This is a genomic window from Roseibium suaedae (assembly GCF_900142725.1).
Taxonomy (GTDB): domain Bacteria; phylum Pseudomonadota; class Alphaproteobacteria; order Rhizobiales; family Stappiaceae; genus Roseibium; species Roseibium suaedae.
Genome location: NZ_FRBW01000003.1, coordinates 359,996 through 375,242, shown reverse-complemented (window position 1 = coordinate 375,242; position 15,247 = coordinate 359,996). Strand labels below are relative to the sequence as shown.

At 61.2% G+C, this 15,247-nt stretch carries 11 protein-coding genes; 4 read left to right on the top strand and 7 right to left on the bottom strand.

Annotation, left to right across the window (positions count from 1 at the left end; genetic code table 11):
* Positions 1–148: 148 nt before the first annotated feature.
* The 3 genes from BUA94_RS15255 to parE all read right to left on the bottom strand — a co-directional run bounded on the left by BUA94_RS15255 (position 149) and on the right by parE (position 4,991).
* A complete protein-coding gene (locus tag BUA94_RS15255; protein ID WP_073014174.1) occupies positions 149–1,753 on the bottom strand; it encodes a DEAD/DEAH box helicase in 1,605 nt (534 codons plus the stop codon).
* Between the two features lie 269 nt (positions 1,754–2,022).
* Positions 2,023–2,766, bottom strand: coding sequence for a sulfotransferase family 2 domain-containing protein (locus BUA94_RS15250; protein WP_073014173.1), 744 nt, complete (start codon positions 2,764–2,766; stop codon positions 2,023–2,025).
* Positions 2,767–2,939: 173 nt separating this feature from the next.
* Entirely contained in the window at positions 2,940–4,991 is a 2,052-nt protein-coding gene (parE, locus tag BUA94_RS15245; protein WP_073014172.1) for a DNA topoisomerase IV subunit B, read from the bottom strand.
* 641 nt (positions 4,992–5,632) lie between these two features.
* On the opposite strand from parE, the gene BUA94_RS15240 reads away from it, so the two are divergent.
* Entirely contained in the window at positions 5,633–6,625 is a 993-nt protein-coding gene (locus tag BUA94_RS15240) for a tetratricopeptide repeat protein (protein ID WP_208980110.1), read from the top strand.
* A gap of 36 nt (positions 6,626–6,661) precedes the next feature.
* On the opposite strand, the gene BUA94_RS15235 is transcribed toward BUA94_RS15240, so the two are convergent.
* The 3 genes from BUA94_RS15235 to erpA all read right to left on the bottom strand — a co-directional run bounded on the left by BUA94_RS15235 (position 6,662) and on the right by erpA (position 8,355).
* The gene (locus tag BUA94_RS15235; protein WP_139251151.1) at positions 6,662–6,985 is read right to left on the bottom strand and encodes a hypothetical protein; all 324 of its coding nucleotides are present in this window, start codon (positions 6,983–6,985) and stop codon (positions 6,662–6,664) included.
* Positions 6,986–7,162: 177 nt separating this feature from the next.
* Positions 7,163–7,948, bottom strand: a complete 786-nt coding sequence (xth, locus tag BUA94_RS15230) for an exodeoxyribonuclease III (protein WP_073014170.1) — start codon at positions 7,946–7,948, stop codon at positions 7,163–7,165.
* Between the two features lie 65 nt (positions 7,949–8,013).
* A complete protein-coding gene (gene erpA / locus BUA94_RS15225) occupies positions 8,014–8,355 on the bottom strand; it encodes an iron-sulfur cluster insertion protein ErpA (RefSeq protein WP_073014169.1) in 342 nt (113 codons plus the stop codon).
* 115 nt (positions 8,356–8,470) lie between these two features.
* Here erpA and BUA94_RS15220 point away from each other — a divergent pair, with 115 nt between their 5' ends.
* The 3 genes from BUA94_RS15220 to BUA94_RS15210 all read left to right on the top strand — a co-directional run bounded on the left by BUA94_RS15220 (position 8,471) and on the right by BUA94_RS15210 (position 14,137).
* Positions 8,471–9,688 (top strand): deoxyguanosinetriphosphate triphosphohydrolase, encoded by a 1,218-nt coding sequence (locus tag BUA94_RS15220; RefSeq protein WP_139251150.1) that lies wholly within the window; start codon positions 8,471–8,473, stop codon positions 9,686–9,688.
* Positions 9,689–9,796: 108 nt separating this feature from the next.
* The gene (argS, locus tag BUA94_RS15215; RefSeq protein ID WP_073014167.1) at positions 9,797–11,566 is read left to right on the top strand and encodes an arginine--tRNA ligase; all 1,770 of its coding nucleotides are present in this window, start codon (positions 9,797–9,799) and stop codon (positions 11,564–11,566) included.
* 72 nt (positions 11,567–11,638) lie between these two features.
* Complete coding sequence (locus tag BUA94_RS15210) at positions 11,639–14,137, top strand: SPOR domain-containing protein (protein WP_073014166.1); 2,499 nt, start codon at positions 11,639–11,641, stop codon at positions 14,135–14,137.
* Positions 14,138–14,215: 78 nt separating this feature from the next.
* Here the strand turns inward: BUA94_RS15210 and BUA94_RS15205 are convergent, their stop codons facing one another.
* Positions 14,216–15,223, bottom strand: coding sequence for an alpha/beta hydrolase (locus BUA94_RS15205; RefSeq protein ID WP_073014165.1), 1,008 nt, complete (start codon positions 15,221–15,223; stop codon positions 14,216–14,218).
* Positions 15,224–15,247: the final 24 nt, after the last annotated feature.

Below are 15,247 nucleotides of genomic sequence, written 5' to 3'. Positions count from 1 at the left end.
CAGGATCAATGTCCGCACGACGGGGCTCGTCGGACTGCTGATCTGTCAGCGCAGGTTAAATTACTTATCGCATTTTTGCAGAAGTACGGGAAAGCATCTGCCGGAAATGAAAAGGCCCCGGATTACTCCGGGGCCTGTTGAAAAATTTTCAGGACGCTTTCTTTGGGCGCGGATCCCGCAGAATGAAGGCTGGTATGTGGCCGCCAATCCCGAAGGCTGGTTCATTGCGCTCCTGACGCGGGGCGCGGGGCTGCGCATTCCGGTCATTGCGCGGGTTGCGCTCGCCACGGGCAGGGCGCTCAGCGCGGGTTGGCCGGGGTTGCGGCTCATTGTCCTGAATTTCGTCGGCCACGGCTTCGACAGGCGCCGGAGTTTCTGCGGCTGCCTTGGGTGCGCGGCGGCGGGACGGGCGCGGTGCCGGCTTTTCTTCGCCTGCTGCCGCTTCCTCGACCTGTTCGACCGCGGTTTCCGTTGCCTCTGCAACTTCCTTGCGGCTGGAGCGGCTTCTGGTTGCCCGCTTCTTCGGAACTGCGGCCTGTCCGTCCTGCTCGTCAGTAGCTGCGGCCTTTGCGGCGCTGCGGCCACCGCGGCGGCGCGCCTTGCGCTCTTCGGCAGCGGCTTCGAAATCAACCGGATCGCCAGTCCACTCGATGGACTGCTTGGTCAGGGTTTCGATCGCGTCGAGATACTTCTTGTCGTCACCGGTCACGATGGTGAAGGCAGAGCCCTTGCGGCCTGCACGGCCTGTACGGCCGATGCGGTGGACATAGTCCTCGGCATGGATCGGAACGTCGTAGTTGAAGACGTGGCTGACGTCCGGAATGTCCAGACCTCGGGCGGCCACGTCGCTGGCGACCAGCAGGGTTACATTGCCCTTGCGGAAATTGTCCAGCATCATCATGCGGGTGCGCTGGTCCATGTCGCCATGAAGCGCACCGACATTGTAGCCGTGACGCTCCAGGGAGCGGAACAAGGTGGTGATGTCGCGCTTGCGGTTGCAGAAGACGATCGCGTTCTTCAGGTCTTCGGCGCTTTCAAGCAACTCGCGAAGAGCCGCGCGCTTTTCATAGTCGACGGAGCCTGCTGCCTTCAGCCGCTGGGTGACATTTGCAGAGGTGGTCGAGGGCGCTGCTACTTCGATCTGCGCCGGATTCTGCAGGAAAGCGTCCGACAGGCGCTGGATTTCCGGCGGCATGGTGGCCGAGAAGAACAGGGTCTGGCGGGTGAAGGGGATGAGCTTGCAGATCCGCTCGATGTCCGGAATGAAGCCCATGTCGAGCATGCGGTCGGCTTCGTCGATAACGAGGATTTCCACGCCCTGAAGCATCAGCTTGCCGCGCTCGACGTGGTCGAGAAGACGGCCCGGGGTCGCGATCAGAACGTCTGCGCCGCGGTCGATCTTCTTGTCCTGCTCGCCGAAGGAGACACCACCAATCAGAAGGGCGACGTTCAGCTTGTGATTGACGCCGTATTTGTCGAAGTTTTCTTCAACCTGGGCAGCCAGTTCACGGGTCGGCTCAAGGATCAGCGTGCGTGGCATGCGGGCACGGGCACGGCCCTTTTCGAGCAGGGTGAGCATCGGCAGCGTGAAGCTTGCCGTCTTGCCTGTTCCCGTCTGGGCGATGCCCAATACATCCCGGCGTTCGAGTACAAGAGGAATGGCGCCTGCCTGAATGGCCGTCGGTTCGGAGTATCCAGCGGCTTCAACTGCGGCGAGAACCTTCTCGCTAAGGCCGAGACTATTAAATGACATAGAGCGGGGTGCCCGGTAAGTTATTGCACGGATGATGAGATCTTCCGGCCCTCTGAGGCCAGGTTGCGCACACCCTACATTTGTTCGCTAGCGTGTCAATGATCGCGAGCGGCTAAAGGCGCAGAAATTCGCCAGATCAGCGCTCTGACGCTCATTTCGGTTAACAATGGAGGTTGTATCAGTGCTGCAGGGCAGCCTTTTGCGGGATTCCGCCTGTCAGGGGTGCTGCGGCTGGACGTTCGGCCGGCCAGACCGCTCGCTCAGCTGTTTCAGGCCGAGATGCGGATAGGAGAAGCTGAGCGAACCGGTGTCGCGCCGTTCCAGCTGGTGTCCAGTAGGACATAGTCGCGGGCAAAGCGGCGGCGAAGCTCACGGGCTGCAGGCGACTTTGTCAGGGCCTGCGCCAGTTCCTGGACACGGGCGGAGGTGCTGATGGCGGGTGCCTTCGGGCCGATGTCGACGTTCGACCGTTCCCAGAGCTGGCCCCGCAGGCGGGACCATTGAAGATGCAGCCGGTCCATCGACAGAATGAGGTCCGGAACAATGCGGCCTTCATGTTTCAGAATGGATGTCTGGGTGCGCAGCTGGTTGTCGCAGGACATGTCGGAAGTGGTCGCAACCCGGGCTGCGAACTGGTCCAGGCTCATGTCTTTGGAAAAGCCGTTGTCGGCAAAGAAGGTCGGAAGCGGGGCTTCGCTCTCGATCACGGACACGAAACTGTCTGCGACCCGTTCAAACGGATTCTGGATCAGGGCAAAGACGAAGGCATCCGGAAGCTTCCGCTGCAGGTCGCGGGCCGTGTAGAGATCTGCATCCCGGTGCCAGACAAGAGCAGGGTCCGGCTTGCGCTGGCTGGAATTGCCAGCAGACGAAGTTCCTCTGCTGCGGGACGCGGCCATGCCGGACTTGCACGCCAGCGCAGAGCTGGACAGACGGTCGATCAACTTCGACAGGGTGCGTGCAGGGCAGCCTGGGACGCGCGCATAAGCGACCTTGATGTCCGGAAACGTCACGAAATGATGTTCCCGAAGTGGCCGTCTCCGGCGGTCTATGGCGGAATACAATGAATGAAGCATAGGAAAAAATCCCAAAAACTGTAGCTAGAAGTAACTTATGATTATCGCTGGGTCAATTTGTTCAGAGAGAGGCAGTGCCCAAAAAATAGCACTGCCCGAATGTGGCCGGATCAGATGTCCAGGTCTTCTGCAAATTCGGCATTGTCCTGAATGAAGCGGAACCGGGCTTCCGGCTTGTTGCCCATCAGGCGCTCCACCGTGTCGCTGGTGTCTTCTTCTGCCATTTCGGAAATGGCGACCCTCAGCATGGTGCGCTTGGATGGATCCATGGTGGTTTCCTTCAGCTGCGAGGGCAGCATTTCACCAAGGCCTTTGAAGCGTCCGATTTCCACCTTGGACTTGCCCTTGAAGACGGTCGCCATCAACTCGTCCTTGTGGGCGTCGTCGCGGGCATAGAGCGTCTTGCCGCCTTGGGAGAGGCGGTAAAGCGGCGGAACGGCCAGGAACAGATGGCCGTTGCGGATCATCGCGGGCATCTCCCGGTAGAAGAAGGTAATGAGCAGGGAGGCGATGTGCGCGCCGTCCACGTCAGCATCCGTCATGATGACGACCTTCTCGTAGCGCAGGTCCTCATCCCGGTATTGCGAGCGGGTGCCGCAGCCGAGCGCCTGGATCAGGTCGGCAAGCTGCTGGTTGGCAACGAGCTTGTCGCGTCCCGCATTGGCAACGTTCAGGATCTTGCCGCGCAGCGGCAGAACGGCCTGATTGGCGCGGTTTCTCGCCTGTTTGGCTGAGCCACCTGCCGAGTCGCCCTCGACAATGAAGAGTTCTGTGCCGTCGGCCTGATTGGCCGAGCAATCTGCCAGCTTGCCGGGCAGGCGCAGCTTGCGGACAGCGGTCTTGCGGGCAACGTCCTTTTCCTGACGCCGGCGCAGGCGTTCCTCGGCCCGGTCGATCACCCATTCCAGAAGCTTGTTGGCCTGGTTCGGGGAGGCGGTGAGCCAGTGGTCGAACGCGTCGCGGACCGCAGTTTCGGCAATGCGGGTTGCCTCGTTGGTCGCCAGCTTGTCCTTGGTCTGGCCGACGAATTCCGGCTCTCGGATGAAGACCGCCAGCATGCCGCCGGCAGAGGTCATCACGTCGTCGCCGGTGATCAGCGCAGCCTTTTTGTTGTTCGTCAGCTCGCCATAGGCCTTTAGGCCGCGCAGCAGCGCATAGCGGAACCCGGCTTCATGGGTGCCGCCTTCCGGGGTCGGAATGGTGTTGCAGTAGGAATTGACGAAGCCGTCGCCCGCATACCAGGTGACGGCCCATTCCACGGCGCCATGGCCACCGGACTTGCCTGTGGTGCCCGCAAAGATGTCGTCGACAACGCGGCGTTCCTTATGGAGCTTCTCCGCCAGGAAGTCGCGCAAGCCGCCCGGAAAATGGAACACGGCTTCGGTCGGCGTCGTGTCCTTTTCCTCCAGCTGCTCCGGTGCGCAATGCCAGCGGATCTCGACGCCGCCAAAGAGATAAGCCTTGGAGCGGGCCATGGACATGAGGCGCGACGGCTTGAACTTTGCGCCGCGGCCAAAGATCTCGTGGTCGGGCTTGAACCGCACCAGCGTGCCGCGGCGGTTCTGGGTGTCGCCGACATGTTCCAGCGGTCCCTGCGGCAGACCGCGCTGGAAGCGCTGGCGATACAGCTTGCGGGCGCGCGCGACCTCGACGATCAGGTCTTCGGACAGGGCATTCACGACGGAAATGCCGACGCCATGCAGGCCGCCGGAGGTCTCGTAGACCTTGCTGTCGAACTTTCCGCCTGCGTGAAGCGTCGTCATGATCACTTCGAGTGCGGACTTGTCCTTGAATTTCGGATGGGCGTCGACAGGGATGCCGCGGCCGTTGTCGGTAACCGTCAGGTATCCCTCTGCATCCAGGGACACATCGATCCAGGTGGCATGTCCGGCCACGGCCTCGTCCATGCAGTTGTCGATGACTTCGGCAAAGAGGTGGTGCAGGGCGCGCTCGTCGGTGCCGCCGATATACATGCCTGGGCGCCGCCGAACCGGCTCCAGGCCTTCAAGCACTTCGATGTCGGCGGCGGAATATTCCCCGTCCGGATTCATGGCGGGGACTGCGGCCGGCTTGCTGGCAGGCTTGGGCGCGCTCTGGAAAGGCAGGTCGTCCTCTCTGGCTTCAGCCGCGTTGCCACCAAACAAATCGCTTTTACCGCTCATTGAATCCTGTCCATCCTCTGCCTGGCTTCGCCTGATCTTAAATCCGCACCGGGCCTGCTCAACAGCTTTTGAGCGCCACTTGCGGGAACTGGGCTTGCCGCCATGCCTTTGCCCTAAACGTCTTTTGCCCGAATCAAAAGAGATTGTCTCAGAACAAAGCTGGAACATCAAAGCGGAAGCGCGGAACTCCCCCGTTTTAAACAGGCTGGCGTAACAGTTTCACGGTTCTGGCAACCGAATGTGAACCGGATTGTGATTCCATGTGTCTCTGACAAGGTCTGACTCCGCGAGCCTGTGCTTGCGGTCGGGCGGGGGAGGTTCTCGGGGGAGGAGCGATCCGGATTTCGGCTGCTGAAGCTGCCGGTGCCGGTTGTGTTGCCCTTGGTGGATTTCCCGTCCTAGGTGAAGCTGACGAGGTTGGATGGTTAATCTGTGTCCTTTTGGCAACGGTTCCCCAGGGAGTCGCATCCTGCCCCTGAATGCGGCGTTGCTGCCGCGGTTCGGCCATGTTTCAACATCATCCGGTAGGGGTCTTCGAAGGCGCCTCGCAACGTTCTCCTTGAACCTGGCAGGGGCTGGCCCGGAGCAAACAGGAGACGAGCGGAGTGGTTCGGGACTTGGGCAGATTGGATCTCGGAAAAATGGGCAAGATGGCCCGGTTTGACCAGATGAATCCCCCGAACCGCCACATTCAGACCCTGGAAGGCCCAAGTCTGGTCGAATTGCACAGATATAGTGCGAAACAGATGGGACAGGGATACGACAGGCCTAGAGAGTTCAAGATCATGTCCGCATTGCGGGACCTTATCATAACGGCAGGTGTGGCTGCCGGCGTTGTCACGATGGCCCTCAGTGGTCAGGCGGCTCTCGCCTTTGACGGGACGCCGACCCAGACCAAGCCATTGTCACTGGAAGCGATCTCTCCGAGCGAAGCGCTGCGCTACGGTGCGCGCCAGTATTACTCCGGTGACAAGGCCGGTGCCCTGAACTCCCTGCGTTACGCTGCTGAAAACGGCCAGCCCATGGCCGCCTGGAAGCTCGGCGAGATGTATGCCTCCGGCGACGGGGTCAAGGAAGACGACCTCAAGGCCTTCGAATATTACAGCCAGATCGTGCGCGAACATGGCGACGACCGTCCGGAAGCTCCGGATGCGCCGTTCGTCGCCAGCGCTTTCGTTGCGCTCGGCAATTACTATCTCAACGGGATCTCCGATGCCGTTCCCCAGAATGTTGCGCGTGCCCGTCAGATCTTCACCCACGCCGCCTCCTATTTTGGCGATCCTCAGGCTCAGTACGAGCTTGGCCGCCTCTATCAGGACAGCAGCAGCCGCATGGCCGTTCGCTGGTATAATCTGGCAGCCCTGAAGGGGCATGTCGGTGCTCAGGCGCGTCTCGGCGAGACCCTGTTCACCCAGGGCCATGATGACGAGCGCAAGGCGCGTGGCCTCATGTGGCTCACCATCGCCCACCGCCGTGCGCATGGTCAGGATTCCGGCTGGATCAATGCTCTTCACGAGCAGTATTTCGGTTTGGCAAGCGAGGCAATCCGCGGCCGTGCCCGTGCGATGGCCGATACCTGGATCGATCATAATCCGGCAGCCGTGATGACGGCCTCCACGCCCGCGCTTCAGTAGTCTGGCTTAAATTCTCCCGAAAACCGGCCGGGTGCATTACCCCTTGCCGTTGAGGCTTGCGAAGCTCACAGGGGTTTCAAGAGACCTTCGGGGTGACAATTGCGCCGAAGGGCACTCGGCGCCGGTCTTTTCCCAGGACGGATTGTTGATCACCATCACACAGATGGCGATCCTTTTGCCTTCCTGACCTTTCATGCAGATCGTTTCGCCAAGCCTGAATTCCTCGCCATAGTAGCGGCAGGTGCAGGGGGGCTCTTCCTGTTTCCCGGTCTTGTGCTGGGCAGAAGGCCATTCGCGCGTCTGTTCTGCCGCCAGTCCTTTGCCCGTGCTCCAAAGGCCCATTGCTATCGCGCTGATCATGAGCGGAACAATCAGGCCGGGCGCAAGGAAACGCCCGCGAGCCCTGTGGCCCGTAGCCTGTGATCCTGATCCTCGCAATGGACGAAGCATGCCGCCGCCTCCCGGTGGAGGCTAAAGCCTAACACGTCCTGCAGGTTTGCCGGAAGAGGCTGTGAACGTTGCGGCAGCTATGCCCTGTCAGGCAGCAGCCAGATCCACCCAGACCGGAACATGGTCAGAGGGCTTTTCCCAGCCGCGGACATATTTGTCGATCCCGCAGCCGTTCAGACGGTCGGTTGCCTGGGGGGACAAGAGGATATGGTCGATGCGGATGCCGTTGTTCTTCTGCCAGGCGCCGGCCTGGTAGTCCCAGAACGTATAGGTTTCGGGCGCTTCCGTGCAGGCGCGCACGGTTTCTGTCATGCCCAGATTGATCAGGGCGCGGAAGGCCTGGCGGCTTTCCGGCTGGAACAGCGCATCATCCACCCAGGCTTCCGGCTTTGCAGCGTCAACCGGATCGGGAATGACGTTGAAGTCGCCCAGAAGCAGGAAGGGTGTTTCTTCCGCGAGCCGTTTCTCCGTATGGGCGATCAGGCGGTTCATCCAGCCAAGCTTGTAGGGGAATTTTTCCGTGCCGAGCGGATTGCCATTGGGAAGATAGAGGCAACCGAAGCGGACAGCTCCCAGCGGTGTCGAGACGGTCGCCTCGATATAACGGGCCTGCTCGTCGCTGTCGTCGCCCGGAAGGCCGCGCTGGACATCTTCCAGGGGCAGCTTGGAGAGAATGGCCACGCCGTTGAAGCCCTTCTGGCCATGGGTTTCAACGTTGTAGCCGAGCGCTTCGAAAACCTCCCGCGGGAAGCCTTCGTCCACGGACTTGATCTCCTGAAAACAGGCAATGTCCGGAGAGGCCTCTTTCAGCCATTCCTGTACGGCTTCGACCCGCGCCTTGACGCCGTTGATATTCCAGGTGGCGATTTTCATGTCAGGCGCAGGGCTCCGGTCGGTACAATGTGCGTCTCAGCCGCAAGGGGGACGGGCAGAAAGGGTCAGATCGTGAAGCTGGTGCCGCAGCCGCAGCCGGCCACCGCATTCGGATTGGTGATCTGGAAGGACTGGCCGATCAGGTCATCGACGAAATCGATCTCGGACCCGGTCATATACTGAAGGGAGACCGAATCGATCAGCACGGCAATGCCGTTCTTCTCGATCACAAGGTCGTCGTCTTCCCGTTCGGTCACGAGATCATATTTGTACTGCAGGCCAGAGCAGCCGCCGCCTTCCACGCTGACGCGCAGGGCGGTGCCTTCCGGTTCATTGGCAACAATGCGGGCGATGCGCTTGGCAGCGCGGTCACTCACTGTTACGGGATGTTCAAGTGTTTCGGTCATGGTGCAGCCTTGAATTGGGGGAGGCGCTTTCCCTGATAGGTATGGGTTCGCATCGCCGCCGTCAATGTGCGGGGCCTGCATGAGCCCGGCGGATATAGCCCCAACGGAGGCGAGATTGGATTTGGAATTAGGGTATGGCGCCCAGGAGCGCGCGGTTTTTGCACAGGATCCGGCCAGGAGCCGCGGGCGCCTGTTTCCCGAGCCGGAGAGCCCGACCCGCACGCCGTTCCAGCGGGACCGTGACCGGATCATCCATTCGTCTGCTTTCCGCCGCCTGAAGCACAAGACACAGGTCTTCGTCTATCATGAGGGCGATCACTTCCGCACCCGCCTGACCCATACGATCGAGGTCTCCCAGATCGCCCGCTCTCTGGCGCGTGCCTTGCGGCTGGATGAAGATCTGGCGGAGTGTCTTGCGCTCGCCCATGACCTTGGTCACACGCCCTTCGGGCACGAGGGCGAGGATGTCATGCATGAATGCATGGCGCCTTTTGGCGGCTTTGACCACAATGCCCAATCTCTGCGGGTCGTGACCAGTCTGGAGCATCGCTATGCGGAGTTCGACGGTCTGAACCTTGCCTGGGAAACCCTTGAAGGGCTCGTCAAGCATAATGGCCCGCTTATTGAGAAAGACGGCAAGCCGCTTGGCAAGTTTGCAGGCAGCCAGCTACCCTTTGCCATCCGAGAATATGCCGGCAAGCAGGACCTGCTGCTGTCGAGCTGGCCGAGTGCGGAAGCGCAGGCCGCCGCCATCGCAGATGACATTGCCTATGATGCTCATGACCTTGATGATGGCCTGCGCGCCGGTCTCTTTGCGGTCGAGGACATGAAGGCGGTGCCTTTCCTTGCCGATATTCTGGCGGAAGTTGACGCCAAGTATCCGGGGCTTGAGGAATACCGGCGGATTCACGAGATCGTGCGGCGCTCCATCACGCGTATGGTGGAGGATGTCATTTCCGAATCTTTCCGCCGTCTCAAGGAGTTGAACCCGAAGTCCGTGGAAGAGATCCGCGCTTGCGGCCGCTGCATGGTCGGGTTTTCCCCGGCCATGGAAATTGCGGAAAAGGAAGTGAAGCGCTTCCTCTTTGCCAGGGTCTACCGGCATGAGGATGTGCTGGCTGTCCGTCGTCAGGTTGCGCGGGTTGTGCGCGAGCTCTTTGCTTACTTCATGCAGAATCCGGCCGACATGCCCGCACCCTGGCGCAATGAACTGGATGTGGCCTCCGAGGAGGTCAAGGCAAGGCGCGTTTGTGACTATATCGCTGGCATGACTGATCGCTTCGCCATGGACGAACACCGCAGATTATTTGACGATACCCCTGATTTGGGTTAGGCCGCTTCTCGACTTCAGACCCTGCAGCACTGGACGTGACGACGTCTTCAGCGCGCGGGGCTGTTCTACTTGGGGGTCCGGAAGGGCACCCGTAAAGGTTGGATGATTATGAATATCTTCGCTGAATTTGCCGAAAGGGTGAAGGCTGCCGTTGCCGGACTGGAGCTGGTGGCCACTGACGGATCCGCTCTGGACATCTCCCGCTTGACCGTGGAATCGCCCCGCGATCCGGCGCATGGCGATCTGGCCACCAATGCGGCCATGGTTCTGGCAAAGCCCGCAGGCGTCAAGCCGCGCGATCTGGCTGACAAGCTGGCCGAAAAGCTGCGCGCCGACCCTGATATCACGGAAGTCTCCGTTGCCGGCCCCGGCTTCATCAACCTGCGCCTGGCCCCGGCCGTGTGGCAGCGGGTTCTGGCTGCAGTCGTCGCCGAAGGGCTTGATTTCGGCCGCTCCAAGATGGGCAGCGGCAAGAAGGTGAACGTCGAATACGTCTCCGCAAACCCGACCGGCCCGATGCATGTTGGCCATACCCGTGGCGCCGTTGTCGGCGACGCGCTGGCGAGCCTGCTCGACTATGCCGGTTACGATGTGGTGCGCGAATATTACATCAACGATGCCGGCTCCCAGATCGACACCTTGGCCCGCAGCGCCTTCCTGCGCTATCGCGAGGCACTCGGCGAGAATATCGGTGAGATTCCGGAAGGCTTCTATCCGGGCGACTATCTCGTTCCGGTCGGTCAGAAGCTTGCTGCCGATCACGGTTCTGCTCTCAAGGACATGTCCGAAGACGAGTGGCTTCCGATCGTGAAGAACGTTGCCATCGATGCGATGATGGACATGATCCGGGACGATCTCCTGCAGCTCAACGTCAAGCATGACGTCTTCTTCTCCGAGCGCACGCTTCATGCCCATGAAGGCAATGGCCCGTCCAAGATCGATGAGATGATTGAAGCCCTGCGCGGTGATGGCCTGATCTATGAAGGCACGCTGCCGCCGCCGAAAGGGCAGGTGCCGGACGACTGGGAAGACCGTGAGCAGACCCTCTTCAAGGCTTCCGACTATGGTGACGACACCGACCGCGCCCTGAAGAAGTCCGACGGCTCCTACACGTATTTTGCGGCCGACGTTGCATACTTCCGCGACAAGTTCCTGCGTGGCTTCGACGAGATGATCTACATCCTCGGCGCCGACCATGGCGGCTACGTCAAGCGTCTGCAGGCCGTGGGCAAGGCTGTCTCCGGTGGCAGGTCCGAAGTCATCGTGCGCCTGTGCCAGCTCGTGAAGCTGTTCCGCGCTGGTGAGCCGTTCAAAATGTCCAAGCGTTCCGGTAACTTCGTCACGCTTCGTGATGTGGTGGATGAAGTTGGCCGTGATCCGGTCCGCTTCATGATGCTCTACCGGAAGAACGATGCGCCGCTGGATTTCGACTTCCAGAAGGTCACCGAACAGTCCAAGGACAACCCGGTCTTCTACGTGCAATACGGCCATGCCCGCTGCTGCTCGGTCCTGCGTCAGGCTGGTGAAGAATTGCCGGGTGTAGACATGTCGGATGCAGTATTGGCTGCGGCTGATCTTTCCGCGCTGGATGACATCGGGGAACTGGAGCTGATTGCGAAGATGGCCGAATGGCCGAAGATCGTTGAAGCTGCAGCAGAAACCCACGAGCCGCACCGGATTGCGTTCTACCTGCATGAGCTTGCGAGCTCTTTGCATGGTCACTGGAACAGAGGCAAGGAAATGCCTCAATTACGGTTTATTAACGCCAATGACACCAAATTAACCCTAGCGCGTCTTGCTTTGGTTCGTGCAGTCTCCTTGGTGCTTGCTTCAGGTCTTGCGCTTCTGGGCGTCGAAGCGCCTGAAGAGATGCGCTAAAAGTTTTTGGAAGTCATAGCCCGTTTCCGGCTGGGAACGGGCTGCAACCTTAGGCCGGATAGCAAAACGCCCATGTCAGCAAACGAACGTCCGACCTCCGATTTACGTGCCACGGCTCGCGCAGTGGGGCAGGAGGACCAGTCCGCAGCGGAGGATCCGCTGGTTGAACTGGCCCGAATCGTCAATCGGAACAAGCAGGCGGGAGCCAGCGTGACGAGCAATCGCGTTGGAAATACCGACTATTTCGCAGGTCTTGATGACTTGGGCGGAGAAACCGACACTCTCAGCCGGGGTGCCCCGGAGCCTGTTGTCCCACAGCGCGTCGAGCCGCAGTTCGGTGGAGCTGTCCAGGAACAGCACGTCCAGGCAGAAGAAGCGCCTGTTGCAGCAGAGGATGACTGGGGACTTGAAGAGAGCCTGAGCGCGGCGGTGGCGGCAAGCCATCAGCCTGCAGCCGCCAGTGCCCCAGCCTATGAAGTTCAGCCTGCCTCGCGTCTTGGCAACACTGTTTCGCTCGACCTTGAGCAGAACCTGACGGCGGAACTGGAAGACGAGCTGATGGGCGCCCTGCGCCAGAGCTTCGATCCTGTTGCGCCTGCCAGCCCGGAAGTGGACTATCCGGAACAGGACTACGCGGTAGAGGACGTTCAGGCCGAGCCTGCCGTTTATGCCGATGAGGCTGCCGATGCCCCTGCCGCTTATGAGCCTGCCTATGACGTGACCGCTTATGACGGGGCTGAGGCTCAGTCCGAGCCGCAGGGCGCGCAGGCAACGGATACAGGTTATGCCGACAGCTGGCCGGAAGAGGCCGAGACGGCCGATCCCTATGCGACGGCCTATGAGCTGTCTGCGCCAGCCGAAGCCGAATTTGAAGAGCCTTACGAGGCCGAGCCGGTTCATCAGGCGCCCGCCGTTTCCGTGAGCTCCTACGCCTCCAGCTCCCGGGATCAGGAGCAGGGCGGCTGGCAGTATGACCAGGAGCCCGAGCCCGCTCAGGCTTACGAGGACGACCCTGCGGACGAGCCCTATCAGGCACCGGCGCGCAAGGCGTCGGTGGTCGATGAGGACGATCTCTTCGCAGCATTGTCCATCGACACGCAGGCTGCCGCGACCTCCTACCGTGCGCCTGAAGTCTCTGCATCGCATTCCGCATCTCATGTTTCCGCGCCTCAAGCAGCAGCCCGCAGCTCTGCCGGTCCGGACTTTGACGCGCTTTTTGCCGATCTTGATTTCGGGACATCGGCAAAGGCCAAGCCGGCCTCGGGCCGCGCGCCGGTCGATGTGTCTGATGACATCGATGACATGAGCTGGCCGACAGCAGCAGCCATGCTGCCGGAAACGCCGGAAGACGATGCTCCGCCCCCTCCGGGTGGTTATGATCTGGATGCGGTCGCCCGCGCCATGCAGGAGAGCGATCCGACCATTGGCCAGCAGGGCGTTCTGCCGCCTCATCCCGAACGGGAAATGAAGGCTGCGCCCCATGGCGGGGGATCGCGCAAGGGGCTTTATGCGGCTGGTGCCGTGCTGGCCGTTGCACTGGTCGGCGGTGCTGTTGTGCTTCTGACCGGGGACAATTCCGTCAGCGTTCCGGATGGCGCTCCGCCGGTGATCGCTGGCCTGGAAGAGCCCTTGAAGGTTTATCCGGAAGAGCAGCCCAAGGAAGAGAACCAGAGCTCCAAGCTGATCTATGACCGGGTTGGCAGCAATGCGTCCGATCCCTCGCGCGAGCGCCTGGTGCTGCCTGAGCAGACCCAGCCGGCCGAACTGCCGCCTGCTCCTGCTGGCGTCGTGACCAGCGATCCGCTGGTGCCGTCCGGTCCGAAGAAGGTTCGGACCCTCGTCGTGCGTCCGGATGGAACAATCATTGAGGGCGATGAGCCTTCCGGGGCTCCGGCTCCGATCCGCAGTGTTGCGACCGCTCCGGCTCAACCGGCCGCGGGGACCGAAACGCCCGCTGGCACGGATACGTCTCTTCCCGGAACAACGCTTCCGGGCGCGGCACCTGCTGTCCCGGCGATCGTTTCGGGTGCTGAAACCGGAGAAACACCGGCCGAGGGGACGCCTCAAACGGCTGCAGACCTGACGCCGGTTGAACAGCCGCCTGCAAGCGAAATCCCGTCTGCCCTGCCGAAGGGCAAACCTGCCGCGCCTGTGCGCACGGCAGCTGCCACGCCGCAGCAGACCGCTCCTGTCCGCAGTGGCCCGCTTGACCTGACCAACCCGGCGGCAGCGCCGGTCAGAACGGCTCCGGTTCAGACTCAGGCCCAGGCTCCCGCTGTTGCCCAGCCTGCAGCAGCGGCTCCGTCCAGCGGTTCCATTCCGGATGGCACTTATGTGGTTCAGGTGACTTCGCAGCGCTCCGATGCGGCTGCCCGTGATGCCTATACAGCGCTTCAGCGCAAGTATCCTTCGGTTCTTGGCGGACGCTCCGCAGTGATCGTTGCAGCCGAAATTCCGGACAAGGGCACCTTCTACCGTGCCCGCATTCCGGCCGGCTCCAAGGATGAGGCCATTCAAGTCTGCGAAAGCCTTCAGGCCGCCGGCGGCGACTGCTTCGTCCGCCGCCAGTAAGGCGGAAACAGTCTGCGAAATTGAAAAGGCCGGAGCATTGCTCCGGCCTTTCTTGTTTTCTTGATCCGTTTCGCGCCGTCAGCCGAGCAGGGCTTTGGCCAGATAAGGCAGGCTCAGATCCATGCGGTAGTCGATGCCCGAGTGATTGTCCTCGAACTCTTCATAGACATGCGGGACCTTGGTGTCGCAAAGCTTGCGGGTCAGGCGGCGCGCGCCATAGAGGAGATTGTACTGGTCGAAAGTGCCGCAATCGATCCAGAGGCCTTTGAGGGATTTGAGCGCCGTGACATGCCGGTCCATCATGCGCACCGGATCCCAGCTTAGCCAGGTGTTCCAGCGTTCCGCGATCAGCTCGCAGGTTTCCGGATCGACAGGAAGCTGGATGCCGCAGAAAGCGCCCGGAGCCGGATCATAGGTCGCCGCCATGGCAAGCGTCATGAGCACATGCATATCGGAGCCGGAATATTTCGGCCCCGCTTCAAATCCGCGGACGAAATCCTCGATAGATCCCTTCTTCTGCAGGGTTCTGAGCGTTGCGGGCATGTCCGGCAGATAGCAGAGCTCGAAGGCCATGTCGCCCGAGTGACAGGCGACGGCTGACCAGACATCTGCATGCAGCATGCCATGGACCAGCGAGCCATAGCCGCCGGAAGACTTGCCGAAACAGGCGCGAAGACCGGGGCCGCCGCAGCCGAAACGGCTTTCCACCGCCTCCAGCATCTCGGTGGTCAGATAGGTTGCCCAGGGGCCCATGGCAGCACTGTCGATATACTGGTTGCCGCCAAGCCGGGTGAAGCAATCGGGGAAGGCGACGACGACCGGGGGCAGGGCGCCTTCATGGATCAGCCGGTCCAGGCGGGCGGGCAGGTTCTCGCCGAAATTCTTCCAGCCGATATGGCCAAGGCCGCTGCCGGTGAAGCCTGCAAGGTCGACCAGAAGCGGCAGGCCTTCGCCGCTGTGGCCGTTCGGAACATAGACTGCGACTTCGCGTGTTGTCCTGTCTCCGAGCATGTTGGCCCCCAGCAGGGACGAGGCAATCTGAAGGGAGTGGATGGTTCCCTGAGGGCTGTCTGGAAGCGCGTACATATTGTCTCCGGATCCGGTGGCTTT

Bases quoted from the DNA above. Each gene is read 5' to 3' on its own strand.
- argS (WP_073014167.1), top strand. From the start codon at position 9,797: ATGAATATCTTCGCTGAATTTGCCGAAAGGGTGAAGGCTGCCGTTGCC.
- BUA94_RS15210 (WP_073014166.1), top strand. From the start codon at position 11,639: ATGTCAGCAAACGAACGTCCGACCTCCGATTTACGTGCCACGGCTCGC.
- BUA94_RS15255 (WP_073014174.1), bottom strand. From the start codon at position 1,753: ATGTCATTTAATAGTCTCGGCCTTAGCGAGAAGGTTCTCGCCGCAGTT.
- BUA94_RS15235 (WP_139251151.1), bottom strand. From the start codon at position 6,985: ATGATCAGCGCGATAGCAATGGGCCTTTGGAGCACGGGCAAAGGACTG.
- xth (WP_073014170.1), bottom strand. From the start codon at position 7,948: ATGAAAATCGCCACCTGGAATATCAACGGCGTCAAGGCGCGGGTCGAA.
- BUA94_RS15240 (WP_208980110.1), top strand. From the start codon at position 5,633: ATGGGCAAGATGGCCCGGTTTGACCAGATGAATCCCCCGAACCGCCAC.
- erpA (WP_073014169.1), bottom strand. From the start codon at position 8,355: ATGACCGAAACACTTGAACATCCCGTAACAGTGAGTGACCGCGCTGCC.
- parE (WP_073014172.1), bottom strand. From the start codon at position 4,991: ATGAGCGGTAAAAGCGATTTGTTTGGTGGCAACGCGGCTGAAGCCAGA.
- BUA94_RS15205 (WP_073014165.1), bottom strand. From the start codon at position 15,223: ATGTACGCGCTTCCAGACAGCCCTCAGGGAACCATCCACTCCCTTCAG.